Origin of the sequence: Arthrobacter sp. A2-55 (genome assembly GCF_025548615.1) — a bacterium.
Taxonomy (GTDB): Bacteria; Actinomycetota; Actinomycetes; order Actinomycetales; family Micrococcaceae; genus Specibacter; species Specibacter silviterrae.
The window spans coordinates 25,580-48,810 of the sequence record NZ_JAJLOZ010000003.1; the positions used below are offsets into that span (position 1 = coordinate 25,580).

The following is a 23,231-nucleotide window of genomic DNA, read 5'->3' on the forward strand; positions in this document are numbered from 1 at the left end:
CTACGGCTCGTATCGGCCAAGCGGCTCAGACGGCGCCCAGTAGGCTTCCTGCTGACGGGTGGCGGTGGAGCTCGGACCTTCACGCCGCTGGCCGTGGAGAAAGTGCAACTCCTCCAGAAGATTTCCGTCCGTGTCCCAGTGGAGATATGCGGGGCGTCCGTCGTCAGCGTCCCACAGAACCGCGTTGAAATAGCGAGCCTGGAAGGTCAGCTGTCCAGCGGGCCCGTAGTGCTGCTCTGCGGGCGTGCCGTCCGTCAGGTCCTGCAGTGACCCGAATGGGGCGTGCAGGACTTTCACTGAGCCGTCCTTGCTCGTGATCACACATGCTGGTTTCCCTGGCCGCGGATCCCGCAGGCGCCCGCTGACCTTCCATTGGACGTCGACGTCGCTTTCCCTGACGGTATGCCACGGCGTGGTTTCGTACCTCGCAAACGTCGTGGTCATCGCCGGCTGCCCGTCGGGTGAGTCCTGCTCGATAACATGCCCGCTGTGCGGCCGGATGAGGCCGCGGATGACACTAACGGTTCCGGAGGTGTGAATGATTCGCTGTGAAGGCGTGCCGCCTGACCCGTCATGGAGGCGTCCGTCGGTGTAGAACTTCTCGGAGGTGAATCCGGGACGGTAGGTAATGACGGCTGGGGTTCCGTCCGGTGCGTCGCTGGGCTTTCCGTGGTCCAGCCGGACCTGTGCCACCAGGTTTCCGTCCTCGTCGATCCGGTCCTCATAGCCGTTCCCCGGGGTTCCAAGGACGGGAAGTCCATTGACGGGCAAGGGGCTGGCATGAGCCGATTCTCGGTGGAATATCTCGGCCATGGCGTCCAGTTCCTGGGCGAAAATGGACGCCTGTTCAGCGCATTCATCCCCCTTTGAGGAATCCCGGATGCTCTTCATGACGGGGTCCAATCGAAGCTTGAGGACGCGCACGATCCATGGCGCCCGGTCGCCATTCATTTGGGTGGCAATCGACGCTGCTGCGCGTCCGATGCGCTCGGCCATCATGGATTCCAGGTCCGGACGATGCCGGCCCTTATGCGCTGCCAAGCGGGCCATGCCGACGACCGCAGACAAGTGGTGTCCGAGCTCGCCACGGAAGAACTCCTTCACGTCGGCATAGCCATTTGGGAGACCGCCTGGCTTCGCCAGTGTGACAAGAGGTTCGGCGTGAACCGGGGCGGCAAAGCGTCCGCCATTGGCAGCGTTCGCCACCACGTCCTTGGACCGTGTCGGGCTGATGTTCACAGGCCCAGCCGTTCAAGGTAGTCGGGGTGCTTCGGATCGTCGATCTCGTAAGCGTCCCAGGCATCACTGGTGGCGTACGCGACTCGCTCGCGGTGGTAGATTTCCGACCAGGCCAGTGCTTCGGCGGCATGGAAGTTTTCGGCCAGCTGGCCGACCAGGAAAGCCCCAAAGAATTGGTGAGATTCAGGCTCGACACCCTGGAGATCGGTGGCGGCCTGGAGCACGAGCTGGTCATCGGCGAGGAGCAGGCGAATATCGGCTTCGTCCATCTCGGCTTCGTCGAAAGCATCCTCGGATTTCGAGACGGCGTCGCGGGCCGCCTGGACGCGGACATCGGTTGGCAGCAGAGGGTTGGTGGCCAGGATGAAGAACTGCTCCTGGGCATGTGCCGCAGATGATTTGAAATCGACGGAGGCCGTGGTTCGTCGGGTGAGCGTTGCGCTAGTCATATTGACCATGTGTGCGGCGCCTGTCCCGGCGCCTGTCGGGCTTGCCCCAGGGCGGGGTTAGGCTGCGGCTAACGCGTTGGTCGGGGCGAGCAACGCGAAGGCAGCCAAGGTGATCCCGCACGAAATCCTGCCGTTCCTGATAAGTCCCAGCACCTCGCCATGGCTGTACCAGCGCAGCCGGCATCCTGTTTCATCCTCGACATGGCGCGACTCGATGGATTGCAGCAAGTGGCTGGTCTGCCAGACGGCCACCTTCGTGGTCAGGATTCCCGTGTCCGGGCGGATGAAGCCCAAGAGGTGCCCGGATTGGTAGGTGAGACCGGTTTCTTCCACAAGTTCACGGGCAGCTTCGGACAAGGACAGATCATCGGAGCCGCCGCGCGGGAATTCGAGAGTGACCTCGTCTATCGGGTACCGGTGCTGCTCGACAAATCCAAGATAAGGGATGCCCCGGAAATTGGCGTACGGCACGGCGACGACCCCCAGCCCCGTACCCAGGGTGACCCGCGAGTAGCTGCCCCGCGCGCCGTTGGGAAAGACGACATCGTCAAGGTCAACCCGAATAAACGGGTTCTCATACGCAACGTGCGTCCCGACTCGTTCAATGGTCGCGGGTGTTACGACGGGGGCAATAGCCAAGGCATCTCCTGATTCGGGGTGGTCAATCAAAAACATGCGTAGATCCTGGAAGGAATGGTCGCCCGCCGCACACTGGATGTACATGAGCACACCAGTTTCGGCGGCCGCAGCCGCCAATCGAGAAAACGCTCGCACGAACGACGGAAGGTTTGAAACGAAGCCGCACGGGGAAGCCGTCGGTGTTGCTCTCGCCGCCGCAACGTCGCACCCCAAGCCGATCACGGCCACCGTCATTTTCGAGCGATGGGATGGCCGGGACAACGCGATCGAGGTAGGCCGCACCGAGTTCGATGCTTCTCGCCTGCTGGCTGAGCTCACCGTCGAACAACGAGGGGCACTGCATGAAATGGGCGACTATGAGTCCTTGGACAACCTGTTCCATGAAGGGGTCTCGCGTGGCCTCCTGCCGGCCCATGAGGACCCGTTCACTGTCCGGGTCGCCATGCGCTCCAGGAAGCACTTGAGGAAAACCCCCGCTATTTTGATGACCCAGCATCCATCCCCGACCCTCCGCGACACCCGGAAGCCATTCTGAGTCGGCCGCTAACTCCCTTTGAGCTTGGCGCGCGGATGGACTCAGACACCGGCTTTATCTCCGGGCGCACCGCCATCACCCTTGATGGCCTGATCGCCGATGGCCAAGAAGAACATAACAATATGGTGGATCGCCTCATGGTCGGCAACCTGACTTCCCTGGAAGGGATTTCCACAAAACCTGTCGGGGTCACAGCAGACGGGAAAGTCATCCTGGAGATGCGCGGCTGGGCCGGCGACATCGACCAGTACATGGGCGAGGACCAGCGGGCTGAATATGAAGCTGGCCGGGTCTCACGGGCCCAGGATTAGCCCCATAACAACACGCCCCGTCACCTATTGAATGCGGGGCGCTTTGTTATGGTCAGTGCCTGCGTTCGGCAGTGATGCTGGAGAAGGTGTTTGGCGTGAAGTAGCAGTCCCGCTCCACGACCCGGTATCCACCCAGATTGACGGCCTCCAGCTCGGCCAATGGAATGTACCCCCATTCCCCTCCTCGCCCGGTCGGGTCAGAGTATCCGAAGGCCTCGTTGGTGATGGGATCCAGTTCGGTCACGTACCAGTCCGCGGCACCCGTGAAGTAGTGCAGGTGAACGACTTTCTCGGGGAAAGGGGCCCCATCCGTCTCTCCGAGGGCGGGGATCTTCTTCCGGTCCGATTTTGGTGCATAAAAGTTGTGGCCGCGGATTCTCCGCTGGGTTTCCGCCGGCTTCGCCGCCGCGGCGAGGGCAGACTCCTCGGGTTCCAGTTCGTCTGCGAATACGCTGCGGACAGCGCCTGAATCCAGCCTGACGGCGGTGAGAACCCCGTTATCCTCCAACCCTTTGGAAGTGCCCAAGGCATGGTCGCCCGTCGACGGATGCGTCCAGACAACTCGCGCTCCGGGAGTGTTCACTGCCTCAGCCGTGTCGACGTCCATGAATGTTCCGTCGCCTGTGCCGTGCAATGACAGGCTGATGTTTGATTCACCGTGGTGAAATTCCCGGAACTTGCCATCACCGTGGCGCCGGACGTTGCCTTCATTAAAGTTGCTCATACCCTCCGGTGTGCGGCTACCAGCCATCGTCGTCAACGGTGACCGTACCGATGGCATACCGTTCCCGGCGACCGGCCCTCCGGTTTTCGTCGAGGAGGCGGTCATATTCCTCCCGCGCGTCCTCGACGGTTCCATGGAGTTCACCGAATTCGGTCAGCCCTGGTTGACCTGAAGCCTGGTTGAATTCGACAACGATGTAGCCGAACACCCGCTCCCCATCAGGACGCCTCCTCATCCCACGCGGAGTCGTGAAGGATGGTGACCGGAGAGTCCGGGAACAGGTGGATAAGCCATTCGGTGTCCCTGGGGCGGTCCTCACCCGCAGCGTGCCAGACGGTGAACCCGCAATTCTCCCCGCGCAGGAAAACCTGGCCACCCACCATCACCACCGAACCGGGGCCCAATTCGTTGAGGCGGCCCGCGAGAGGGTACAGGCGGCTGGGACTGAGGATTTCATGATGGCGGTATCCACCCTTCCAAAGCGCGTCGCCAGCCTCCTGGGCGTCCTCCCAGCTGATACCCCGAGAGCCCTGTTCGGTGGCCGCCCAGATGGCGTCATGGACCCGGTACCGGGGGTTCGCCCTACGCATCGGTGAGCCCGTCCCCAGCCCTGGTGAAATCCTGCTCCGGGACGCCCACCCCGCGGATGTGCCCCAGCTCTGAGGGTTCGATCCAGTAGGACGTCACAGGGCCGTCCAAGACGGTGGCTAGGTTCGCTCGCATGTGGTGCCCGCACAGGTAGATGTCACCGCGTTCGTACGTGAAGATCGCCTGGGCAGCTCCTGGGCAGCGGTCACAGATGGTCTGCCGGTTGAGAGGACTTGCCGGGTCTTGGGCCTTGAGGGCTTCGTTGAGCTGGATGGCCAAGGGTGAGAGCGGCTTTTCCAGTGTTGCGGTATTGGTCATGGAAAGCATGTGTGCGGCGCAGTTGGCTATCGAGAATCCATGTGGTCGGCGCTAGACTCCCAGCATGTGCGGACGATTCGTAATGCCCAGGGCCAGCGCAGATCTGGTGTCGATCTTTCACGCGGCCGGAGCCAAGGGCCCCGAGGTGATGCCGTCGTGGAACGTGGCACCCACCCAGCGAATCAATATCGTCACCGAGCGGTTGCTTCCGGACGCGGCTGAGACTCAGCGCATGGTCGAGACGGCCCGGTGGGGTCTGGTTCCCGTATGGGCGAAGGATACCAAGGGTGCAGCCAGGCTGATCAACGCCCGCAGTGAGACGGTCACCGAAAAGCCTTCTTTCAGGTCGGCCGCAGCGAGACGTCGCGGGCTGGTCCCAGCTTATCTGTAGCTCGCTAGTGAAGTTTCCTTATCGGACCAGTTCAGGCCCTTGAAGACGCGGCTGCGAGGGAGCCGCCTTAAGGATCCAAGAGCCCTTGAGTTGATTCAGCATTTATTGATGATTGGCGTTATTGGCGTTGACGACGGTTGCAACAAAGTCTCTGACGGGTTCGGGGAGCGGAACCACTGACAGCGGGACATCGACGGTGCTTCCTCGCTCGGAGGGCGCTGGTAGGAGCGGAGGCACGCCGAGAACCGGATATCCGCCCGCTCTCGAAGTTTCGTTGATCAAATGTGCAAGGGTAATGATGCGATCCATCAATGCAGGTTCGAGTAAGGGCATGAGTTGCTGATTTAGGGCTGTCATGACCGGGAGGACTTCAAAACACATGGCCAGGGTGTTTGGGTCTTCGGGTAGTTCTTGGATTTCTTGCCGAATGGCTGCCTTGGCATTTGAGGCCGCGAATTTGTCCCTTAACAGGTTTACTCGCACGTCATAGTTTGGTGATCCATTGGGGCCGGTGGTGGCGTTGAAAATGAAGGTGAGGAGGCTCCTGGAACCGTGGGTGATGGCGTTTCGAAGATAGTACAGGATCCGGTAGGCCCCGGACTCGTCGTACGTTTTGTTGAATATTTGTCGGGCCTCCGTCCTTTGGGTGGAGTCGACACCATACTTGCGGTCTATCTCTGAGTAGATGTGCTCCTCGAACATTTTGATTGCCGCGCAAACGTTGAGCATCCGGTATTCCAGTTCGATCCGGCGGCTGTTCGGATCCCGCGACATTCCAGACGCCTCCGCATATATCCGCTGCAGGCTTTCGGCAAGGTCATCCAGGGCTTGGGTCATGTAGACAATGAACCCTTGGATGACGTTGGTGACAGTTTGAATGGCTTGTTGAAGATTCTCCAACTCGCCGGGCGCGAGCTGCCTGACTACGGTCAGGACCTTGCCAGGGTTGCCGCTGGGTGAGATATGTTCAGCGTCTTCGGAAAGCGCGAAGAGCACTGGCCCGACCGGGTCCGGTGGTAAGGGTGCGTTGGGCCCTGATTCAAAAGTCATAAGCGCCGTTCCACCAGGATGGTGTTCCGCCAGGATCCGGCGTGGGGGCCGTAGCTCATGCGGCCAACGCGTTCGCGGTGCCCGATCCGCCGGAAGCCGGCCTTTTCGTGCAGGGCCAGGCTGGGAAGGTTTTCGGGGAAGATTGAGGACTGGATGGTCCAATAGCCGAGGTCCCGCGCCCGTCCGGCCAGTCCCTGGAGCAGTACCAGGCCGAGTCCCCGTCCGGCGGTGGCCGGGTCGACGTAGACGGAGTGTTCAATGACTCCCCTGTACTCGTCCCGGGTGGAGGCGGGTGTTGCTGCGATCCAGCCCCGAACCAGGCCCTCGTCGTCGGTGGCGACAAGGCTCAACCCTGGGATCTTGGAGGTGAAGAACTCCTGGGCGGTGGGAGGTGCGGCGATGAAGGTGGCATTGCCTCCGGCGATCCCGGCGACATGGATCGCCTCCACGACGCCCCAGTCAGCGGGCATCATGTCCCGGACACCGGGGCTCACAGGGCCAGGATGCTTTCCGAGACGGCATCCAACGCGCCGGGCACCAGCGAGTAGTACGCCCAGGTGCCGCGCTTTTCCCTCGAGAGGAGGCCGGCGTCAACGAGGATCTTCAGGTGGTGGGAGACGGTGGGCTGTCCTAGGTCCAGCGGTTCGGTGAGGTCGCAGACGCAGGACTCGCCGGAGGCCTCGGCCTTGACGATGGAAAGCAGGCGAAGCCGGTTCGGATCGGCCAGGGCCTTGAAAACCACCGCCTTCTGCCGTGCCGCCTCGGCGCCCAGGGCTGGGGGTGCTTCCCGGGAGGGGCAGGCATCGCCCGTTTCCGGCACGAGGGTGGGTAGCGCGTTCATGGACCCATTATGCCTGAATATTGACCGCCTTCAATATAGGAGGATGGTTTGTTCGCTTTGGGGCGTGCAGAAATCTGCGGGACGGGCGGGACGTCTAGGAGGCTGTGGTTTCCAGGGAACGTGGGAGAACGGTGTCGCCCGCGCCGGGGGGTGCCGTGGGAAAGAGTAGTGCGAGAATTCCCAACCCGACGGCCGCGCCGGCTACCTGGGCGAGGATGAAGGGCGGGGCGGAGGATGGGGCGATGCCGGCGAAGGTGTCGCTGAAGATCCGGCCGGCCGTCACGGCGGGGTTGGCAAACGAGGTTGAGGACGTGAACCAGTATGCGGCGCCGATGTACGCGGCCACGGCGGGTGCGGCGAGGGCGTCCCGGTTCGTGGCGGCCAGGGCAAAGATCAGCACGATGAGCCCGGCGGTGGCGACGACCTCGGCGAGTAGGTGCCCGCCGCTGGCGCGGTCCTTGCCCGAGATGGCCGTGCCGATCCCGAACATGGCGTTGGCGAGGACACTGCCGGCGATACCGCCCGCGGCCTGCGCGGTTACATAGACGCCCAGCTCCGCCAGGCCCAGCCCCGAGCGGTGGCGCCGGCCCAGGAACCAGCCCGCGGCCGAGACGACGGGGTTGAAGTGCGCGCCGCTCACCGGTCCGAGGACGAGGATCAGCACGGCCAGGCCCAGCACCGTGGCGGTGCTGTTCTCCAGCAGTTGCAGCCCAACATCACGGGGTGAGAGCTGCTGCGCGGCGATCCCGGAGCCGACAACGATGGAAACAAGCAGGCAGGTGCCGAGCAGCTCTGCGATGGCGCGGCGCCACAACGGCGGATGGGGTGAAGTCATGGAACCAGCTTGACGCAAGAAATTAACTCAGTCAAAATTGAAGCAATGAATATTGAGGAAACAGATGTCCTTCGGGTGCGGGTCGCCAAGCATGCCGCCCTCGCCGATCCCGCACGGCTGCGCATCGTGGACCTGCTCACCCTGGGAGACCTGTCCCCCACGGAGCTGCAGTCCGAACTCGGCATGCCCTCCAACCTGCTCTCCCACCACCTGCGCACCCTCGAAGAGGCCGAGCTGGCCATGCGCCACCGCTCGGAAGCCGACAGGCGCCGCAGCTACATCCAACTCGCCCCCGGCGCCTTGGAGGGGCTGGTGCCCGGACGGGCGCACGGGGCACACCGCATCGTGTTTGTCTGCACCCGCAACAGCGCCCGTTCCCAACTGGCCGCAGCCCTGTGGCGACAGGCCAGCGACATCCCGGCCTCCTCGGCCGGGACCCACCCCGCGCCTCGGATAGCGCAGGGCGCCATCGAAACCGCCGCCCGCCACGGGCTTGAGCTGGCGGATTCAACACCCCGCCCATTGGAGCAGGTGGTACGGGACGAGGACCTTCTGGTGACAGTGTGCGACAACGCCCACGAGGAACTCCCCGGACTGAACGGCATCCACTGGTCCATACCGGACCCCCTGCGCCTGAACACCGCCGAGGCCTTCGACGACGCCTTCGCCAACATTTCCCACCGCATCAACGACCTCGCCCCCCGCCTCTACGCCGCCTAAACCACCCCGCCAACATATTGACAACCATCAATATGATCGTCAATACTTCTTACATCGACAATCATCAATGTCATGAAAGTGGGCGAGGGTGCGGGCGCGATGACCCCGACCAGACCGATCCAACCCACCCAACTAATTCCAGGAGAACCCGTGAGCACCGAAACCCTCAAGAAGCCCTCCGTCCTGTTTGTCTGCGTGCACAACGCCGGCCGCTCCCAAATGGCTGCCGCCTACCTGACCACACTCTCCAACGGGGCGATCGAGGTCCGGTCCGCCGGCTCCGAGCCTGCGGGATCGGTCAATCCGGCCGCGGTGGCCGCGATGGCTGAGGAGGGCATCGACATGTCGACCGAGATCCCCAAGGTCCTTACCGTCGAGGCCGTGAAGGAGTCCGACGTCGTGATCACCATGGGCTGCGGGGACACCTGCCCGATCTTCCCGGGCAAGCGGTACGAGGACTGGGAACTGGAAGACCCGGCCGGGCAGGGCGTGGAAGCCGTCCGCCCCATCCGTGACGAGATCAAGGGCCGCATCCAGGCCCTGATCGCCGAGCTGGTCCCGGCCGCCAACTAACCCGCCCGGGAAGGACAACCACCATGTCTGAACAGCTCATCATCATCGGCTCCGGCCCCGCCGGCTACACGGCTGCCATCTACGCCGCCCGGGCCGGACTCGCCCCGCTAGTTGTCGCCGGAGCCGTCACGGCCGGCGGTGCCCTGATGAACACCACCGAGGTGGAGAACTTCCCCGGCTTCCCCGCTGGGATCCAGGGACCGGAGCTCATGGACGGCCTGCAGGAACAGGCCGAACGATTCGGAGCCCGGATCATCTTCGACGACGTCACCTCCACCGCCCTGACCGGACACCTCAAGTCCGTGGTGACCGCGGCCGGGGAACGGTTCCAGGCCCCGGCAGTCATCCTCGCCACGGGCTCCGCCTACAAGGAGCTGGGGCTGGAGGAGGAGAAGAAATTCTCAGGGCACGGCCTCTCCTGGTGTGCGACGTGCGACGGGTTCTTCTTCCGCGACCAGGACATCATCGTGGTCGGCGGCGGGGATTCCGCCATGGAGGAAGCCACCTTCCTGACCCGCTTCGCCAAATCCGTCACCGTGGTCGTGCGCCGCGGGGAACTGCGGGCCTCGAAGATCATGGCCCAGCGCGCCAAGGACAACCCCAAGATCCGCATTGTGTACAACACGGCGATCACCGCCATCCACGGGGATGCCAAGGTCACCGGCGTGACCGTGGAGGACACCGCCACCGGGGCCGCCCGGGAATTGGCGGCCACCGGTCTCTTCGTCGCCATCGGCCACGTGCCGCGCACCGGGCTGGTTGCCGGGCAGGTCGAACTCGACGATGAAGGCTACATCCGGGTCGATGCCCCGACCACGGTGACGAACCTTTCCGGCGTCTTTGCCTGCGGGGACGCCGTGGACCACCGCTACCGCCAGGCCATCACGGCCGCAGGGACCGGCTGCGCCGCGGCCCTGGACGCCGAACGCTACCTCGCCGCCCTCCAGGACGCCGATAGCATCGCCACCGCCCTGGTGGAAGAAACCACCCACGCCTAGGAGCCCACAGGGAGGGAGGTGAAAGCAATGGACGGGAACCGCTGCACCGAGACAGGCTGCTGCACCAACGACACCGGCTGCTGCTAACTGGCAGGCACCACCCCCGTGCCCTGCCATGGCAGCACCCGGCAGGGCACCCCAAAACCCCCACGCAACCAGTTGTGAAGAATTCAAGGAGAACGACGGACATGACGGACACGACCATGACGGACCACGGAAACGAGCTGCCGGTTGCCATCATCGGCGCCGGCCCGATCGGCCTGGCTACGGCGGCGAACCTGATCGAACGCGGCCTCACACCCCTGGTCTTCGAATCCGGCGACCACGTCGGTGCGGCCATCCGGGCATGGGGCCACATCCGGCTGTTCTCCCCGTGGCGGCACAACATTGACCCGGCCTCCCGCCGCCTGTTGGAACCCACTGGCTGGACCGAGCCCCGCTTCACCTCCCTGCCCTACGGCGCCGAACTCGCCGAACAGTACCTTGAACCGTTGGCCGCCGTCCCTGCCATCCAAGCGGCCCTGCACCTGTCCTCCACGGTGACGGCGGTCAGCCGGGCCGGGATGGACAAAACCCACTCCCGCGGCCGCGACGGACGCCCGTTCCTGGTCCGTGTGGCAACCGCGGACGGGACGGTGGCCGACCACCAGGTGCGCGCCGTGATCGACGCCTCCGGCACCTGGGCCCAGCCCAACCCCCTCGGCCAGGCCGGGCTCCTTGCACCGGGCGAGGCCGAAGCCATCGCCGCGGGCCTCATCACCGGGCCCCTGCCCGATGTCACCGGGGCCGGCCGTGCCCGCTTTACCGGCAGGCACGTGCTGGTCATTGGCGCCGGCCACTCCGCCGCCAACACCCTCCTCGCCCTGGGCCAGCTCGCCAAGAACGAGCCCGGCACCCGGGTCAGCTGGGCCGTCCGCGGATCCGACGCGTCCCGCCTCTACGGCGGCGGGGACCTTGACGGCCTGCCGGCCCGCGGTCAACTCGGCACCCGCCTGCGCGGACTGGTCGAGGCCGGACACATCGAACTGCACACCTCCTTCACCACCACCTCCTTCACCACCACGGGCGAGGGGTTGGCCGTCACCGGCACCACCCCGGGCGGGGACGTGACCCTGGACGTGGACCTGCTGATCCCCGCCACCGGGTTCCGCCCCGACCTGGACATCCTGCGTGAAATCCGGCTGGAACTGGACCCCGCCGTGGAGGCACCCCGGGAGCTGGGGCCGCTGATTGACCCCGAGTTCCACTCCTGCGGGACCGTCCCCGCCCACGGCGCGAAGGTCCTTGCGCACCCGGAGAAAGACTTCTACATTGCCGGGATGAAGTCCTACGGCCGGGCGCCGACGTTCCTGCTCGCCACCGGCTACGAGCAGGTCCGCTCCATCGTCGCCGCCCTGGCCGGAGACCAGGAAGCCGCGGACCAGGTCCAGCTCGAGCTGCCTGAAACCGGGGTCTGCTCCACTGACCTTGGCGGCAGCTGCGACACCCCCACCGGGACGGGTCGGGACGGGTCGGCCGTGTCCTGCTGCGCCGCCCCGGAACCGGTGCTGATCGGATTCCCGACCGGCCTGGTCCACGGCCGCTCCGCCACCACCGACTAAGGGAAGAAGCCCGCCATGAGGGAGCACCGCGAAACCGTACTGACCGGCCTGAGGGACGACACCGCCGTCCTGGAGCGCATCAGCGGGGACCTGACCCGGAAATTCACCGGCATCTTCGCCGCCGAGACGGTCGAACGCTACGTTTTCGAGTCCTACACGGCCCTGGCCCGGACCTCCCGGATCCGCACCCACCTGGCCTCCACCACGGCACGGTTCGCCGCCGACCGGCTCAAGGCCCTGGCCCAGTCCACGGGCGCCATCGCCCGGGACGTGCCCGAAGTCCTCTTCGTGTGCGTGCACAACGCCGGACGCTCCCAGATGGCGGCCGCCCTGCTGAACAAGTACGCCCAGGGCGCGGTGCATGTCCGCTCCGCCGGATCCGCACCCGCCGCCGAGCTGGAACCGGCCGTCGTGGCCGCCCTGGCGGAAGCCGGCATCGACCTGTCCCAGGAGTTCCCCAAACCCCTCACCGATGACGTGGTGAGGGCAGCCGACGTCGTCATCACCATGGGATGCGGGGATTCCTGCCCGATTTACCCCGGCAAGCACTACCGTGACTGGACGATCGGAGATCCTGCCGTGAAGGACCTGGCCGGGGCCCGGGAAATCCGGGACGAAATCGACCTGCTGGTCACCGAGCTCCTGGGCGAACTCACGACCGCCAGCAAGAAACACTGAGGGAGGGTCCGTCATGGGCGAGCAAGCAGTCAGGGCACGTTTTGGTGGTTCACCGGTCATTGTTGGTGTCATTCCCGGCCAGGATCCGGCCGTGTGGGACAGCGCCCTGGAACTGGCCGGCAGCTGGTCCGTGCCGCTGATTGCCGCGTACGTGGATCCGGCCAGCTACCTGATCGAATGGACGCCGGGCAACCAGGTCCTGCCGATCTCCCTGGACCCCGTCCTGGACCCGGACGATGACACCGCCATCGACGCGGCACATCTCAAAGATTCCCTGACCGCTGCAGCAACCGGATACGGCACAGCCTGGTCTCTGCGGGTCATCGGCGGCGACCCTGCCCTGGCGCTGGGCCGTCTGGCTGAAGCCGTTGGGGCGGCCACCATTGTCATCGCGGCCCGGCGCCCGGGATTCCTGGCGAAAGTCGATGAACTGGTCTCCGGATCCCTCATGCACCGCCTCCTCACCACCCAAACCGTCCCGGTCCTGGGCATCCCTTCCCCGGACGTGCAACACCACTTCCACTCCCACGGCTGAAAGAAGAACCCCCGACGATGACCAGCAAACCAGGTGTCCTGTTCGTGTGCGTGAAGAACGGCGGCAAGTCCCAGATGGCCGGCGCACTCATGCGCCACCACGCACAAGACGCCATCACCGTCTACACCGCCGGAACCAACCCGGGATCATCACTGAATGCCCAGTCCGTGGAATCCCTGGCCGAGCTGGGCATCAACATCACCGGCGAACACCCCAAACCCCTCACCGCCGACATGCTCGCCAACGTCGAGCTGATCGTCACCCTGGGCCGGGAGGCCGTCGTGGACCCGGTACCGGGGATTGAGATCCGCAACTGGGACACCGAGGAACCCTCGACACGCGGCATCGAAGGCATGGAGCGGATGCGCCTGGTCCGGGACGACATCAACAGCAGGGTCCTGCTCCTGGCCAAAGAATTGGATGCGGGCACTGGGGAGTAGTCGGCGGGGCGGGTCCCCAAAAAAAGATCGGGGCAGCGCCGGTCCGGTTCATCCCCCGGGCCCTGCCTGGGGGCCGGGATCCGCATGGCCATTCCCCGGCTAGGCATTGGGGAGGTGGCGCCTGAGGGAAAGTATTTGTCCGTGGGCGGCAGCCAGCGCCTGGTTTAGTTCGGCCAGTTCCTGGCGGTGTTGGGCCCTTTCGGAAGCCAGTTTGGCGGTGAGGGTGCGAATAATGCTGCTCGTATCGATTCCTTCCAGCCCTGCGTTCCTGCCGGCGGCAGCGATCGCGGCTGGCGTTTGTTGTTCGCGCAACATGGTGATGCGGGCCCTCAGATCCGGGGTCCGGTAGAGGAAGTCCTTGGATACCCCCGCCGCGGCGGCGACTCCCTCAAAGGTTATGGGGGTCTGGGCGCGCAAGACGGCTTTCAAACCTTTTTCGGCGCGGAGCAGGGCCGCCTCGTGTTTGGCGCGGGCCGCTTGGCGCAGGTTTCCCGGGTTGCCGCTCACGGCCGGTGACCTGTCCGGACGCCTTGGCCGCCAAGCATCCCGGCCTGTTCCCGTGCCTGGGTTGCCGGGGCGGGAAGGGCCGCGGCCGGTTTGGATCCTCCCGTTTCAAGGTTTTTTACGATGGTGCTCAGTGCTTGTTGTTCACGCCGCCGCAGGGTGAGCCACACATGGTTTTCGGACATCGGTTCCCCAGTCCGTTCGCGGTGGATTTCCTGTCGCTGGTCGATGAGCGAGTCCAGGGAGACGAGTTCGCTTTTGTGGATGTCCAGAAACCGCTCGTCGGTGGCGAAGAGGTCGCAGGTCAGGCAGGCGTTGCCCTTCTCGCACGTCTTGGCTGGCGGCAGGGTGCACCAGCCGTTGGGCAGGACCCTGTCTGTGCGTGTGTCCAGGAGCATCAGGTCGTAGAGGTCCTCGGCGTCGACGGCCGATTCCGTGGCGGTGCTGGTGATCTTCTTGTATTTGAGGAATTCCGTCTTCGCCGTCGAGTCCAGTGTCTGGGCGTAGTGCATGGTCATTTCCGGTGTTGTGTGGCCCATATAGCGTTGGACCACGTGCAGGGGGACACCGGCGTTGAACAGGCTCGTCGCCTTCGTGTGGCGGAACCGGTGGGTCTTGCCCAGGTCCAGGGGATCGCCGGCGGCGTCAGTGAGGTGGGCGCGGTCAACCAGTTTCGTCAGTTGTGTCCTGAAGACATGGGTCAGGTAGGGATTTTGGCCGCGGAGGTTGTTGTGCCGGCTCACAAATAGGTAGGGAGGATCCGCGTCGGCCCCGATCGTTGCCAGATGGGCGTGGAGCCAGGCCTGCTGTTCCTGGATGAGTTCGATGACCTCCTGGTCGACGAAGATGGTGTCCGGGGCGTCGTGGATCTTGGTTTGCTGGTATCGCAGCTTGGCAAGGTTGTCTTCCAACAGGGTCAGGGGGCGGGCGTCGAGCATGCATATCTCGTTGATCCGACGTCCGGTGGTCATCATCAGCAGCAGGATCCGCATCGCCTGTGGATCCCCGAAACCGCCCTCGGCCCGAGGCAGTCCCAGCAGAGGTGCCGCTGCCTTGATCTTGGCGAGGTCGGCGTCGCTGTAAAGGTAGCTCTCATCGAAATGCTCCTTCTTCGAGCTGCCAATGTCGCCGGGGCGCCAAAAACGCAGGTACTCCGGGCTCAACCCGTCCCACCGATCGTCGTCGAGGGCGGCGGCGGCCTCGTCGCCGTAGTCGTGCATGAACGCGTAGAAGGCCCTGACCGTGGATGTTATTTGACCTATACTCGCCGGCGAACGTGGCTTGTCGCGGTTGCGGATGCCGTAGTTCGGGGTCGATCGGAGCTCCGTGAGGAATTCCATCATTAGCCCGCGAAGCTGCCGGTCGTCCTGGACGAGGCGGGGGCTGGTCAGGCCTCGCGCCATGGCGAAGCGGGCGAACTGGACGAGGGCATTCTTGGCCCCGTGCGCCGTGGACCATGCCAGCTGGCTGGATTCCATCATCGACTTCACGAAGTACATGCCGCCATGGCGCAGCCATGCCGGTTCCATGGTGTGCCAGTGGATGGCCTTCTGGCCGGACGGTTCCTGGGTCCGTCGGGGGATGCGCGGATCCATGGTCAGGTCCCACACTTCGCGCTGCCACCACGGGCTGGTGTCATAGGTGAACCAGAGAATCTTGCAGGCCCGGTCCAACGGTGAGACATAGGTGCGGAAGGTCTGTGGGTTGGGGAACGCATGGGTTCTCTTGACCCAGGTTCGGGAGAGTTCAGCCTTCCATTGTGCCGGTGTCCTGTCTGTCAGGCTCTGGAACGGCAGCCCGGCGGTTTTGAGCCGTTGCGTGGTTTCGGCCAGTTCACGCATCAAAAGGCCCATCGGCGCGCATGGGACCCGCCCGCCAAGCTCGATGATCCGCCAGATCACGAACATCATCTCCCGCTGCATCGGCTCCGGGATCCCGTCCAAATGGAAGGGGCCGATCTTGCGGTGGTAGAACGCAAAAGCCCCCAGATGCTCCGCCGGGACTGTGGTTCGCGTGTAGTGCAGCAGCCTCAGCCCCGGCGGCACCAACTCAAGCAAAGCGGCATTGACCGCCAGGGAGTAGGGATCGGGATTGAGCCGGTGCAGCCAGGAATACGTGCTTTCATCCGAGCGTTTCATTGCCTTCCCTCCATCTGCTGGTCACGGCCTTCCAATCGGCCAGGGCCCGCAGTTCCTCGTCTTCGGTCACCCAGGCGTACGTGTTCAGGGTTGTCTGCACGTCCGCATGCCCGAGCCGCCGGCTCACGACATGAACGGGGGTGCCCGAAAGGAGCAACGCGGTGGCGTGTGTATGGCGAAACCAGTGCGGCGACCACCCGGCCGGAAGCCGCGGGCCCAAATCCCGGCTAATCCGGCCCACCAGCTTGTAGATGGTCTCGGGTCTTTGGGGGCAGAAGGTCCCCTCGCCCCGGAGGTTGACGAAAACATAGGCCCGGTCCATGTCCTCGACCACGAGATTCATTCCCAGGTCACAGAGCCGCCAGACGTACTCCGCATACAAGCGGTCCAGATCGTCGCCTATGTACAGCTTGCGGTATTTGCCGCCCTTGACCCGCTCACCCAGCGGGTGGGGCCGCGGGACCACCTCGATGAAGGGATTGCCACCTCCGCCGCTGTGCCAGTCCCTGTGCTGCAGGGACAACGCCTCACCGATGCGCAGGCCGGTCTCCTCCAAAAGGCTGAAGAAGAGCCGGTCCCGGACCGATCCTTCCCACGCTCCGGTGTGCGGGTCGCGGCGGGCACACGAATCCTTGATGATCGTGAGCTGCGCTGGAGTCAATGTCGGAGCCGACCGGCGCCGGCGGGCAACCTTCACCGTCGCACGCCGGTTGCCGGCCGGGCGGCGGATGTGGTGAAGGAACGACTTATACTGCGGGCCGAAGTCCGAAGCCACGGAAAGCATTGGCAAGATTGACAGACCACGCCACTGATGAAAAAGATAAAAGGAACGCACCGCCTGCAACCTCAAAGCGGCCGTTGCATCGGAGACAAGAATCGGTGGCGGCGGGCCGATCGTTGCAATCTCAGGGGGCAGGCCAGTCCTGAGCCAACCCAAAAACCCGGTCAGGTCCTCCAACCGGACGCCGTCCCACGCCGTTCCCTTCAGTCCCAGAAACTCGCACCACAGCACCATCCCGCGGGCATAGGATCGAACCGTGTTCGGCGACGATCCAATCTGGCGCAGGTATTCAAGAAATTCTTCAACCGGAACAACCGGCAGGAAATCATCACCAAGAACAGTCCAGGTCGGGTCCTGGCCATCGAGGGTGACACGTTGGATTCTGGCCATGTCGGCACCTTCCAGACGCTGCTCCCACCAAGCATTCCCCCGTTTGCCGCCCACGGCAACAGCGGGTTTCACCTCTTGCCGACGTCAAAGACATTCAAGAACAGGGCCGGATAGCCAATTCTTTAACAGGATCTGACGACCCGCCCACGCACTCAAAGGCGTTGAAGACGACTGGCCAGGCGTACCGGATAACCCGGCGGCGGGCTACTACGAATGGCAGGTCACCCCCGAGGGCAAGATTCCCACCTATCTTCACCCCGAATCGGACGATGAACTTCTCGCCTTTGCCGGCCTCTATGAGTTCTGGCCTGACCCGGAACTGCCGGAAGGCCATGAGGACAAATGGCGCATGACCGCAACAATCATCACACGCGCTGCACCCGATTCACTGAGTCATATCCACGATCGGACTCCCGTCATTGTCCCCACCAGCATGCATAATGAGTGGCTTGATCCGGAGCTGACTGACAAGAGTGACGTTCGAAGCCTGATCGCCGCAATTCCAGACCCCAAGCTCATACCGACCGTCGTTGCCGCTGAGGTCGGGAATATTCGGAACAACGGCCCTGAACTCATCAAGGGCGTCTAGCCCGTCCCGCAGACGGCATCCGCGGCTTACTGTCCGTAGATCGTGAATTTGGTTTGGATGGGTGCCTGCGCAACCGGGTCCAGATCAAACCGGCGAAGTGACCCGTGGCCAAGCCCATCCGCCGCATCCTCAGCCAGCTTCACCGCATTGCGCGCGCTCAGTCCTTCCCTGGGATCCCCGTCGTAGCAGGCCCGGATAGCATCCTCGGGCAGGAATCGACCGCCTTCGACATACTGCTGGCGTCCGTCCCACCATCGGTCTCGGGCTCGTTGCAGGGCGCGCTCCAGAGGGAGCTCGACGTCAACAACGTCCAGACCGGCATATCCTCGATCGAACAGCTCCGTAATGTACTGCGTGCACAGCGGCTCCCACCGAAGAGTGCCGTCGATGATGATGTTCTCCCCTGCCGCCATCGAAATATGGCGGACAAGGTCTCCAACCCTGTTCGAAGCGGAATGGACGTGGGCGGCCAGTTCCCGAATCTTTATGGGCCCGCCGTCGGGCAGGGTGGGGCCAAGGCGATAGTCGAGCATGCCGTGGGCTTCAGCGTCTCTCAGCAATAAGTCTTTAGCAATATCCGGGTCGATGAGCCGGTAGCCAACCAGATTGAGACTTGAGAGGACCGTGCTCTTGCCGGCTGCCGGTCGACCCGCACTGACGACCACGGCACGTCCGGCTTGAACGACGTCTTGCTGCGCGGACATGTAGATTCTGGCAGTTCTGACAATGGCCTCATCGTCGAAGTACCGGCCCAGCATTTCTGGCGGAGTATGAAGATCACCACCAGGCGCCAACAATTCGGTCAGCGCGCGGTGGGTCTCCTCTGATTCATCGACCGACAGCACGGCGGATTTCGTTGAATTCTTCGTCCGTCAGCATCTTCTGTGCGTAACAAGAGACAACCTGATCCCAGGTCCCGGGGATTCGTCCTTCGTGCGGATACGGGGCCTCTTCACCGAAGGTGTAGTGGAAACCCTTAAGGTCGGCCACCATCTTGGTACGGTCGGTGTCATAGGCCGTGGTCCGGAGAATGATTTCCTCGGGGTCTTGGCTGAGGTCGCCACCGCGTCGCTCAATGGCCTTGAGTAGCCGTGAAACCCTGGCTTGGCTGGTCATCAGGAGTTCGGCAATCGGGCGCTGTGTGAGACCTCGGTCAAGGGCATTCTTGACGGCGCGCATCTCATCAAGCACGTCAACCCGCTGACGTGCTTGACGCTGAATAGCCTCTTGCCGGATGCTATCGAGGCTGCTGTCTGCAGTGATCATTCGGCGCACCTCCTTGAGTCCAAGACTAGCGAGTGATTCATCGTGAATCAAGGTGATGACAGCCCTCTCCTCATTGGCGCGGGTTCATGCTTCGGGCCCTACTCATTGCTCCGCCCCGTGGCGTGGGGGTCGGTTGCCCATTTCTCATGTTCGTCCAGGTAGTTCCGGGTCGTGACCGGGCTGTTGGGTTCAGCTGCTGCCCGTGCCTCCATTTTGGCCATCAGTCCGACGGCGACGTTCCACGTATCGATTGTTGAGGGAGGGTTGGCGCCGGCCGCGCGGGCAATTTCCCGCAGGTATTTCGGCGTGAAACCCAGCAGCGTTGCGCCGTCAATGTTCCGGTCCCACAGCCAGCGTGCCAGCACCTTGGCCTTGGCTTTTCGGTTCGCCTCGGCGCGGGGCGAGTTCTTGAAGGGGTCAGGCTTTGGCGCAGGGGGCTTGCTGCTCGCACCGACGTATTCAGGCCGCCACTGCGACTCCTCGTCGAGGTGGTTGCGAACGACCAGTGGCGAGCTTGGTTCACTGCTGGCCCGTGCCTCCATTTTGGCGATCAAGCGGGCTGTTTCACTCCAGAGGATGTCCGTTGGTTCGGCGCCGGCGGCAGTGGACAGCACAGCCCTGCGCTCTTTGGGGAGACTGAGTAGCTCTTCACTGCCGAATCCGCGGTCCCACAACCACCGGGCCAGCGCCTGGACGATCTTCCGATCAGGTTGTTCCGCGAAGGGAAGTTCGCCGTGCTTGATGGCAATTTCGGTGGTTGTGAGAATCTGGTCAATTTCGGCCAAAAAGTGGATGGGAAGGCTCACCGCATCAGGGCCGTCGATGAGCTTGCGCAGGGCACGCGTCATTTGCCGGTAGGCGGCTATGGTTTGGGATTCTCGGGTCATGGTGTGGTTCCTTTCTCGTGTTCGCGTTGTTCTGCGCGGCGATGTTCATTCGGGTCCGACCCGCCGAGGCTGGTGGCTTTGGTCGGATACCACCCCACGGGAGCCCTCTGGATACCCAGTGCAAGGACGGGCGGGTGCGTCGTCCGTCGCAGTTGCCTGCCGAGGCGTTCGAGGGCGGCGTTGGCAACGAGTTCATTTTCATCGCCGGCCAGACGTTCAACCGTCCCCATCTGTGCGGCAGGGTTCGCCGCAACAAGCTTACGCACCAGGAAATCATTCGTGTCTTCAGCAAGCTCCGCCAGGGTGGAGGCCCATGCGCTGGGGTTGGCGGCGACGTATTCACGGCACCAGCCTGCATCCGAGTCGCAGTCTCCACGGTCCCCTGGCAAGTGGATGAGTTCCTGGAGCCGGGCAGGGCTGGTAGCCGTGTCCCTCGCCTCTTCGCGCCTGGTCACCACATCGGCTCCCCGGTCCAGTCGGCCGGCATCAGCTGGCCTGCCGCCCGAACCATGGACTCGTGGCGGTGCCAGGTGGTGCCGTGGGTGGCCTCGCGGACCACATAACAACGGTTGCGCGCGTACCCGGCGATCGTGGCCGGGCCCTGGTACACAGCGGGTCGGCCGCCGCCATCAACGCTGTACACGTCGACGGCGGTTCCGATTTCAAGTTTGGCCATGATGTTCCTCCTGGATGGGGTGGGCAGTGTTTCTCAGCCTCCATGTGTGCGGAGGGGCCCAGATCAGTCCCCGATTGGCTTGTCGATGACCATGCGAAGCCGATTTTCCCGGATAGCCCGAGAAATCAGGTGCGGCTCAGCTGCATAAATGGGTTGTCCGCCGCCCGCCCGGTTTCCGGCCCAGATAGCCAGCAACGCGGCATTCATTGCGGCGAAGTCGCCGCGATCCCTGGCCATCTTGGCGGTCGTGGCAATAAGGTGTCCTGCGATCCTGCCCAATGACCATTCCGCGAAGCCAATAGGTGAGATGGATTCAGTGTTGGTGTGGTCACGGAAGGCCCTGTATCGCCTCATTAGCCTGATCATTTACTTGCCCTTTCGTTGAACAGTGAAATGGCTCCGTGGTTGAGAAGCATGGATGTCAACACCGGCCCACATCCTTGGCGGTGTTTTGGTCGGCTTCCTTCGCTAGCTCCTCGACTGCACGCGGGATTGCGGCTGTGAGCATGGTGGCTGCCTCGGTACTGACTCCGGGTTGTCCGCGGACGAAGATGATCCCGCAATTGCCGGTGATCCGAAATAGGCCCACGGTTTTGCTGGTCAGGGTGATGGCTGCCATCGCCTCCCTCCCCCCAAGGTTGGGCAGCGTCCATGTGGTGAACTTGCCTGCCTTGTCGAAGGAGTGCTTGGAGGGCATCTGCACCTCACGCAACCTGGTGTATCGGCGGTCCGCCCACGATTCGAAGACTTTCCAGCCGCCGAAGAATGCTGCGGCGACGGCAGCCAAGACGATAAGTAGGGCAGGGAGGGTGATGAAGCCGGTCCAGAAATCAATTGAAGGCATACCGTCCATGTGTGCGGAGCGGCATGAAAGTCGCTCCGCACACCGTCACGCGCTGGTTCGGGCTGCCCTGGCCTTGCGTTGGGCTGCCTCCCGTTCCCGCCATTCACGGGTGGACTCTGATTCGATGTCGACATGGTCGTAGTAGGTAACGTTGCAGTAGTCAGACATCGAATCGACGTCCTGGTTGTTGTAGGCGTTTGTGATCGCGGTAACCCGCTCGATCAGCTCCTTCGCCTCCGGCCGCATCCCGGGGGATCCCCAGCGGTCCGGCGCCTCAGGGTCAAGGCGGTCCGAGTCCGGGACGCCGCGGATCGACACCCGCACGGCCTGCCCGCCGGCAAACCTCTCAGACGTCACGGAATAGCCAAGACCCGCTGGCAGGTAATTGGCCGCAACGGCCTCTTTGAGGTCGGCACGCACATCCTTGGCGATGGCGGCGGCGTCGCGGAACCCGGTGTACTTTCCGCCGGTCACCTTGATGCTCTGGCCATAGCCGGGGCCGTGCTCAGGCAGCGGGGGCATGTACCCGTCCTTGAGGCGGCCTCCCGGGTGGGCGTCGGTGTCCTTGGCTGCGGCGACGGCCAGGCAATGCTCCAGCTCGTCGTCGCCCCCGTCTTCGCGCAAGTCGAGGGCCTCCTCGAAGTACATTCCGGCTTCCGCCGGGTTCAGGTTGGGCAGGCAGCGTATGAAGCTGGCTTTTGCCCTGTCGTGGCCGTCAGGCCCATCGTCAAGGCACATGCGGAGCCTCAGCTCGAGGGCGGGATCCTGGAAGTGGGCCATCCGGAGTGTGTCGGGCACGACGGCGGACCGTGGTGTCGGGTGGTCAAGGCTGACGGTTGATGTTTGGTGTGTGGCCGAGGCGAATTGGCCACCGTTGCCGGCCTGGCCCTTATCTTTCTTGCGGGCCCTGAAAGGAATAACGTTGCTCATACTTATTCGTGTGCGGCAATGCCGCCGCCGGCCCAGAAACAAAGGTCTTGATCGTTTCCAGGTGTGCTGGCGTCAAGCCCGTCACAGGGCATGGGCTGATCGCCAGCACAGGCACGCCCAGGGTCTTCAACCAGCCTAAGGCTTCCGGTTGGCGGTTGAGTTCGTCGTCAATCCACACCAGTCGATCCAACGGGACCATTGGCTGTGCCCGCTGCAGGGCACGGAGTTTCCACCAGTCGCCCGGTGAGTCACCATCGACTCCTGTCAGGAACGGCCAATCGGAACAGTCCAGGCCGATGGACGGCAAGAATTCACGGGCGTGATCTTCCCAGCTGGTCAGAAAATTGAACTGCACGTTCGGGAGAACTGACAAGACATTGAGTTCCCGCACAAGATCGTGGGACCACAGGCAGTCATAGGGGCCAACACGGGCATCCGTCCACTCGCCTGTCCAGCCGGCATTCGTTCGCGAAAGCCCTGAATGGGGCGGGTGCGGGCTGATGCAACCGTCGACATCGATGAAGACCTGCGTGGCCATAGGTGGGTCCGCTCGTTTGGACCGGCGGGTGATGACATCTTTTGGGACGTTGCGGATTCTGGAAGGCCAAGGACGGCCGTATGGCGTCGCACTGTTCAAAGGACCAGGTGACATTGCCGTCCCAAGTGCGAAAAGTGCTGTTAGGTGCCAGAGATAACCAGGAAATGGTGTCTCCTCACCTGCCCACTATCTGGCCACACATTGGCCAGATAGTGGGCTTGCG

33 protein-coding genes and 1 pseudogene are annotated in these 23,231 nt (G+C 63.5%); 11 read left to right on the plus strand and 23 right to left on the minus strand.

Translation table 11 applies throughout. The annotated features are described in order from the left end of the window. From LPN03_RS01405 to LPN03_RS01415, 3 genes are read right to left on the minus strand one after another with little or no spacing between them, the layout of a single operon-like run. Positions 1–1,239 carry a hypothetical protein gene (locus LPN03_RS01405; protein ID WP_262452704.1) on the minus strand — a complete coding sequence of 413 codons (1,239 nt, stop codon included), beginning with the start codon at positions 1,237–1,239 and terminating at the stop codon, positions 1–3. Further along, positions 1,236–1,688: a hypothetical protein gene (locus LPN03_RS01410; RefSeq protein ID WP_262452705.1), complete on the minus strand. Its 453-nt coding sequence runs from the start codon at positions 1,686–1,688 to the stop codon at positions 1,236–1,238. The genes LPN03_RS01405 and LPN03_RS01410 overlap by 4 nt, the downstream gene beginning before the upstream one ends. Before the next feature lie 57 nt (positions 1,689–1,745). After that, entirely contained in the window at positions 1,746–2,363 is a 618-nt protein-coding gene (locus LPN03_RS01415) for an NUDIX hydrolase (RefSeq protein ID WP_262452706.1), read from the minus strand. Positions 2,364–2,409: 46 nt separating this feature from the next. Between LPN03_RS01415 and LPN03_RS01420 the strand changes: the two genes are divergently transcribed. Continuing rightward, positions 2,410–2,862 (plus strand): hypothetical protein, encoded by a 453-nt coding sequence (locus LPN03_RS01420; RefSeq protein WP_262452708.1) that lies wholly within the window; start codon positions 2,410–2,412, stop codon positions 2,860–2,862. 35 nt (positions 2,863–2,897) lie between these two features. Then, on the plus strand, positions 2,898–3,173 hold the full coding sequence (locus LPN03_RS01425) for a hypothetical protein (protein ID WP_262452709.1): 276 nt from the start codon (positions 2,898–2,900) through the stop codon (positions 3,171–3,173). A 52-nt stretch (positions 3,174–3,225) separates the two neighbouring features. Here the strand turns inward: LPN03_RS01425 and LPN03_RS01430 are convergent, their stop codons facing one another. The 4 genes from LPN03_RS01430 to LPN03_RS01445 are packed head-to-tail and all read right to left on the minus strand — an operon-like array spanning position 3,226 to position 4,803. Further along, complete coding sequence (locus tag LPN03_RS01430; RefSeq protein WP_262452710.1) at positions 3,226–3,897, minus strand: DUF2958 domain-containing protein; 672 nt, start codon at positions 3,895–3,897, stop codon at positions 3,226–3,228. Positions 3,898–3,913: 16 nt separating this feature from the next. Beyond that, the gene (locus LPN03_RS01435; RefSeq protein ID WP_262452712.1) at positions 3,914–4,105 is read right to left on the minus strand and encodes a hypothetical protein; all 192 of its coding nucleotides are present in this window, start codon (positions 4,103–4,105) and stop codon (positions 3,914–3,916) included. A gap of 10 nt (positions 4,106–4,115) precedes the next feature. Then, positions 4,116–4,487: a hypothetical protein gene (locus tag LPN03_RS01440; RefSeq protein WP_262452714.1), complete on the minus strand. Its 372-nt coding sequence runs from the start codon at positions 4,485–4,487 to the stop codon at positions 4,116–4,118. Then, positions 4,480–4,803 carry a hypothetical protein gene (locus tag LPN03_RS01445; protein ID WP_262452715.1) on the minus strand — a complete coding sequence of 108 codons (324 nt, stop codon included), beginning with the start codon at positions 4,801–4,803 and terminating at the stop codon, positions 4,480–4,482. Before LPN03_RS01445 ends, LPN03_RS01440 begins: the two co-directional genes overlap by 8 nt. 64 nt (positions 4,804–4,867) lie before the next feature. Between LPN03_RS01445 and LPN03_RS01450 the strand changes: the two genes are divergently transcribed. Further along, the gene (locus tag LPN03_RS01450; RefSeq protein WP_262452716.1) at positions 4,868–5,194 is read left to right on the plus strand and encodes an SOS response-associated peptidase; all 327 of its coding nucleotides are present in this window, start codon (positions 4,868–4,870) and stop codon (positions 5,192–5,194) included. Between the two features lie 102 nt (positions 5,195–5,296). Here LPN03_RS01450 and LPN03_RS01455 read toward each other — a convergent pair whose 3' ends face one another. From LPN03_RS01455 to LPN03_RS01470, 4 genes are all read right to left on the minus strand, one after another. After that, entirely contained in the window at positions 5,297–6,244 is a 948-nt protein-coding gene (locus tag LPN03_RS01455) for a hypothetical protein (RefSeq protein ID WP_262452718.1), read from the minus strand. Further along, positions 6,241–6,738, minus strand: a complete 498-nt coding sequence (locus tag LPN03_RS01460) for an N-acetyltransferase family protein (protein WP_316254917.1) — start codon at positions 6,736–6,738, stop codon at positions 6,241–6,243. Before LPN03_RS01460 ends, LPN03_RS01455 begins: the two co-directional genes overlap by 4 nt. After that, positions 6,735–7,085, minus strand: coding sequence for an ArsR/SmtB family transcription factor (locus LPN03_RS01465; protein ID WP_262452719.1), 351 nt, complete (start codon positions 7,083–7,085; stop codon positions 6,735–6,737). The genes LPN03_RS01460 and LPN03_RS01465 overlap by 4 nt, the downstream gene beginning before the upstream one ends. 94 nt (positions 7,086–7,179) lie before the next feature. Continuing rightward, positions 7,180–7,920, minus strand: a complete 741-nt coding sequence (locus tag LPN03_RS01470) for an aquaporin (protein ID WP_262452721.1) — start codon at positions 7,918–7,920, stop codon at positions 7,180–7,182. Positions 7,921–7,965: 45 nt separating this feature from the next. Between LPN03_RS01470 and LPN03_RS01475 the strand changes: the two genes are divergently transcribed. The 7 genes from LPN03_RS01475 (at position 7,966) to LPN03_RS01505 (ending at position 13,465) form a co-directional block, all read left to right on the plus strand. Then, the gene (locus tag LPN03_RS01475; RefSeq protein ID WP_262452723.1) at positions 7,966–8,640 is read left to right on the plus strand and encodes a helix-turn-helix domain-containing protein; all 675 of its coding nucleotides are present in this window, start codon (positions 7,966–7,968) and stop codon (positions 8,638–8,640) included. 150 nt (positions 8,641–8,790) lie between these two features. Continuing rightward, complete coding sequence (locus LPN03_RS01480) at positions 8,791–9,213, plus strand: arsenate reductase ArsC (protein WP_262452724.1); 423 nt, start codon at positions 8,791–8,793, stop codon at positions 9,211–9,213. Between the two features lie 23 nt (positions 9,214–9,236). Next, entirely contained in the window at positions 9,237–10,211 is a 975-nt protein-coding gene (gene trxB / locus LPN03_RS01485; RefSeq protein WP_262452726.1) for a thioredoxin-disulfide reductase, read from the plus strand. A 188-nt stretch (positions 10,212–10,399) separates the two neighbouring features. Next, positions 10,400–11,812, plus strand: a complete 1,413-nt coding sequence (locus LPN03_RS01490) for an NAD(P)/FAD-dependent oxidoreductase (RefSeq protein WP_262452728.1) — start codon at positions 10,400–10,402, stop codon at positions 11,810–11,812. A gap of 15 nt (positions 11,813–11,827) precedes the next feature. After that, positions 11,828–12,490, plus strand: a complete 663-nt coding sequence (locus LPN03_RS01495) for an arsenate reductase ArsC (protein WP_262452729.1) — start codon at positions 11,828–11,830, stop codon at positions 12,488–12,490. A gap of 13 nt (positions 12,491–12,503) precedes the next feature. Further along, the gene (locus tag LPN03_RS01500) at positions 12,504–13,025 is read left to right on the plus strand and encodes a universal stress protein (protein WP_262452731.1); all 522 of its coding nucleotides are present in this window, start codon (positions 12,504–12,506) and stop codon (positions 13,023–13,025) included. 17 nt (positions 13,026–13,042) lie between these two features. Further along, a complete protein-coding gene (locus LPN03_RS01505; protein ID WP_262452732.1) occupies positions 13,043–13,465 on the plus strand; it encodes a low molecular weight phosphatase family protein in 423 nt (140 codons plus the stop codon). Between the two features lie 99 nt (positions 13,466–13,564). On the opposite strand, the gene LPN03_RS01510 is transcribed toward LPN03_RS01505, so the two are convergent. The 3 genes from LPN03_RS01510 to LPN03_RS01520 are packed head-to-tail and all read right to left on the minus strand — an operon-like array spanning position 13,565 to position 17,278. Further along, complete coding sequence (locus LPN03_RS01510) at positions 13,565–13,972, minus strand: DUF6262 family protein (RefSeq protein ID WP_262452734.1); 408 nt, start codon at positions 13,970–13,972, stop codon at positions 13,565–13,567. Continuing rightward, positions 13,969–16,107, minus strand: coding sequence for a tyrosine-type recombinase/integrase (locus tag LPN03_RS01515; RefSeq protein WP_262452735.1), 2,139 nt, complete (start codon positions 16,105–16,107; stop codon positions 13,969–13,971). The genes LPN03_RS01510 and LPN03_RS01515 overlap by 4 nt, the downstream gene beginning before the upstream one ends. Then, positions 16,091–17,278, minus strand: a complete 1,188-nt coding sequence (locus tag LPN03_RS01520; RefSeq protein ID WP_262452737.1) for a site-specific integrase — start codon at positions 17,276–17,278, stop codon at positions 16,091–16,093. The genes LPN03_RS01515 and LPN03_RS01520 overlap by 17 nt, the downstream gene beginning before the upstream one ends. A gap of 205 nt (positions 17,279–17,483) precedes the next feature. On the opposite strand from LPN03_RS01520, the pseudogene LPN03_RS01525 reads away from it, so the two are divergent. Further along, positions 17,484–17,867, plus strand: a pseudogene (locus LPN03_RS01525) (SOS response-associated peptidase); the annotation flags it as partial. 26 nt (positions 17,868–17,893) lie between these two features. Here the strand turns inward: LPN03_RS01525 and LPN03_RS01530 are convergent. The 9 genes from LPN03_RS01530 to LPN03_RS01570 form a co-directional block, all read right to left on the minus strand. After that, positions 17,894–18,712: a zeta toxin family protein gene (locus LPN03_RS01530; RefSeq protein ID WP_262452739.1), complete on the minus strand. Its 819-nt coding sequence runs from the start codon at positions 18,710–18,712 to the stop codon at positions 17,894–17,896. Then, on the minus strand, positions 18,696–19,133 hold the full coding sequence (locus LPN03_RS01535; protein WP_262452741.1) for a helix-turn-helix domain-containing protein: 438 nt from the start codon (positions 19,131–19,133) through the stop codon (positions 18,696–18,698). The genes LPN03_RS01530 and LPN03_RS01535 overlap by 17 nt, the downstream gene beginning before the upstream one ends. Positions 19,134–19,231: 98 nt before the next feature. After that, positions 19,232–20,020 carry a hypothetical protein gene (locus LPN03_RS01540; protein ID WP_262452742.1) on the minus strand — a complete coding sequence of 263 codons (789 nt, stop codon included), beginning with the start codon at positions 20,018–20,020 and terminating at the stop codon, positions 19,232–19,234. Beyond that, on the minus strand, positions 20,017–20,475 hold the full coding sequence (locus LPN03_RS01545; RefSeq protein ID WP_262452744.1) for a hypothetical protein: 459 nt from the start codon (positions 20,473–20,475) through the stop codon (positions 20,017–20,019). Before LPN03_RS01545 ends, LPN03_RS01540 begins: the two co-directional genes overlap by 4 nt. Continuing rightward, positions 20,472–20,696, minus strand: a complete 225-nt coding sequence (locus LPN03_RS01550) for a hypothetical protein (protein ID WP_262452746.1) — start codon at positions 20,694–20,696, stop codon at positions 20,472–20,474. Before LPN03_RS01550 ends, LPN03_RS01545 begins: the two co-directional genes overlap by 4 nt. Positions 20,697–20,759: 63 nt before the next feature. Next, complete coding sequence (locus LPN03_RS01555) at positions 20,760–21,062, minus strand: hypothetical protein (RefSeq protein WP_262452747.1); 303 nt, start codon at positions 21,060–21,062, stop codon at positions 20,760–20,762. Positions 21,063–21,117: 55 nt separating this feature from the next. After that, positions 21,118–21,540 (minus strand): hypothetical protein, encoded by a 423-nt coding sequence (locus tag LPN03_RS01560; protein WP_262452748.1) that lies wholly within the window; start codon positions 21,538–21,540, stop codon positions 21,118–21,120. Positions 21,541–21,585: 45 nt separating this feature from the next. Then, a complete protein-coding gene (locus LPN03_RS01565) occupies positions 21,586–22,338 on the minus strand; it encodes a hypothetical protein (protein WP_262452749.1) in 753 nt (250 codons plus the stop codon). Between the two features lie 91 nt (positions 22,339–22,429). Further along, positions 22,430–23,008: a hypothetical protein gene (locus tag LPN03_RS01570; RefSeq protein ID WP_262452750.1), complete on the minus strand. Its 579-nt coding sequence runs from the start codon at positions 23,006–23,008 to the stop codon at positions 22,430–22,432. Positions 23,009–23,231: the final 223 nt, after the last annotated feature.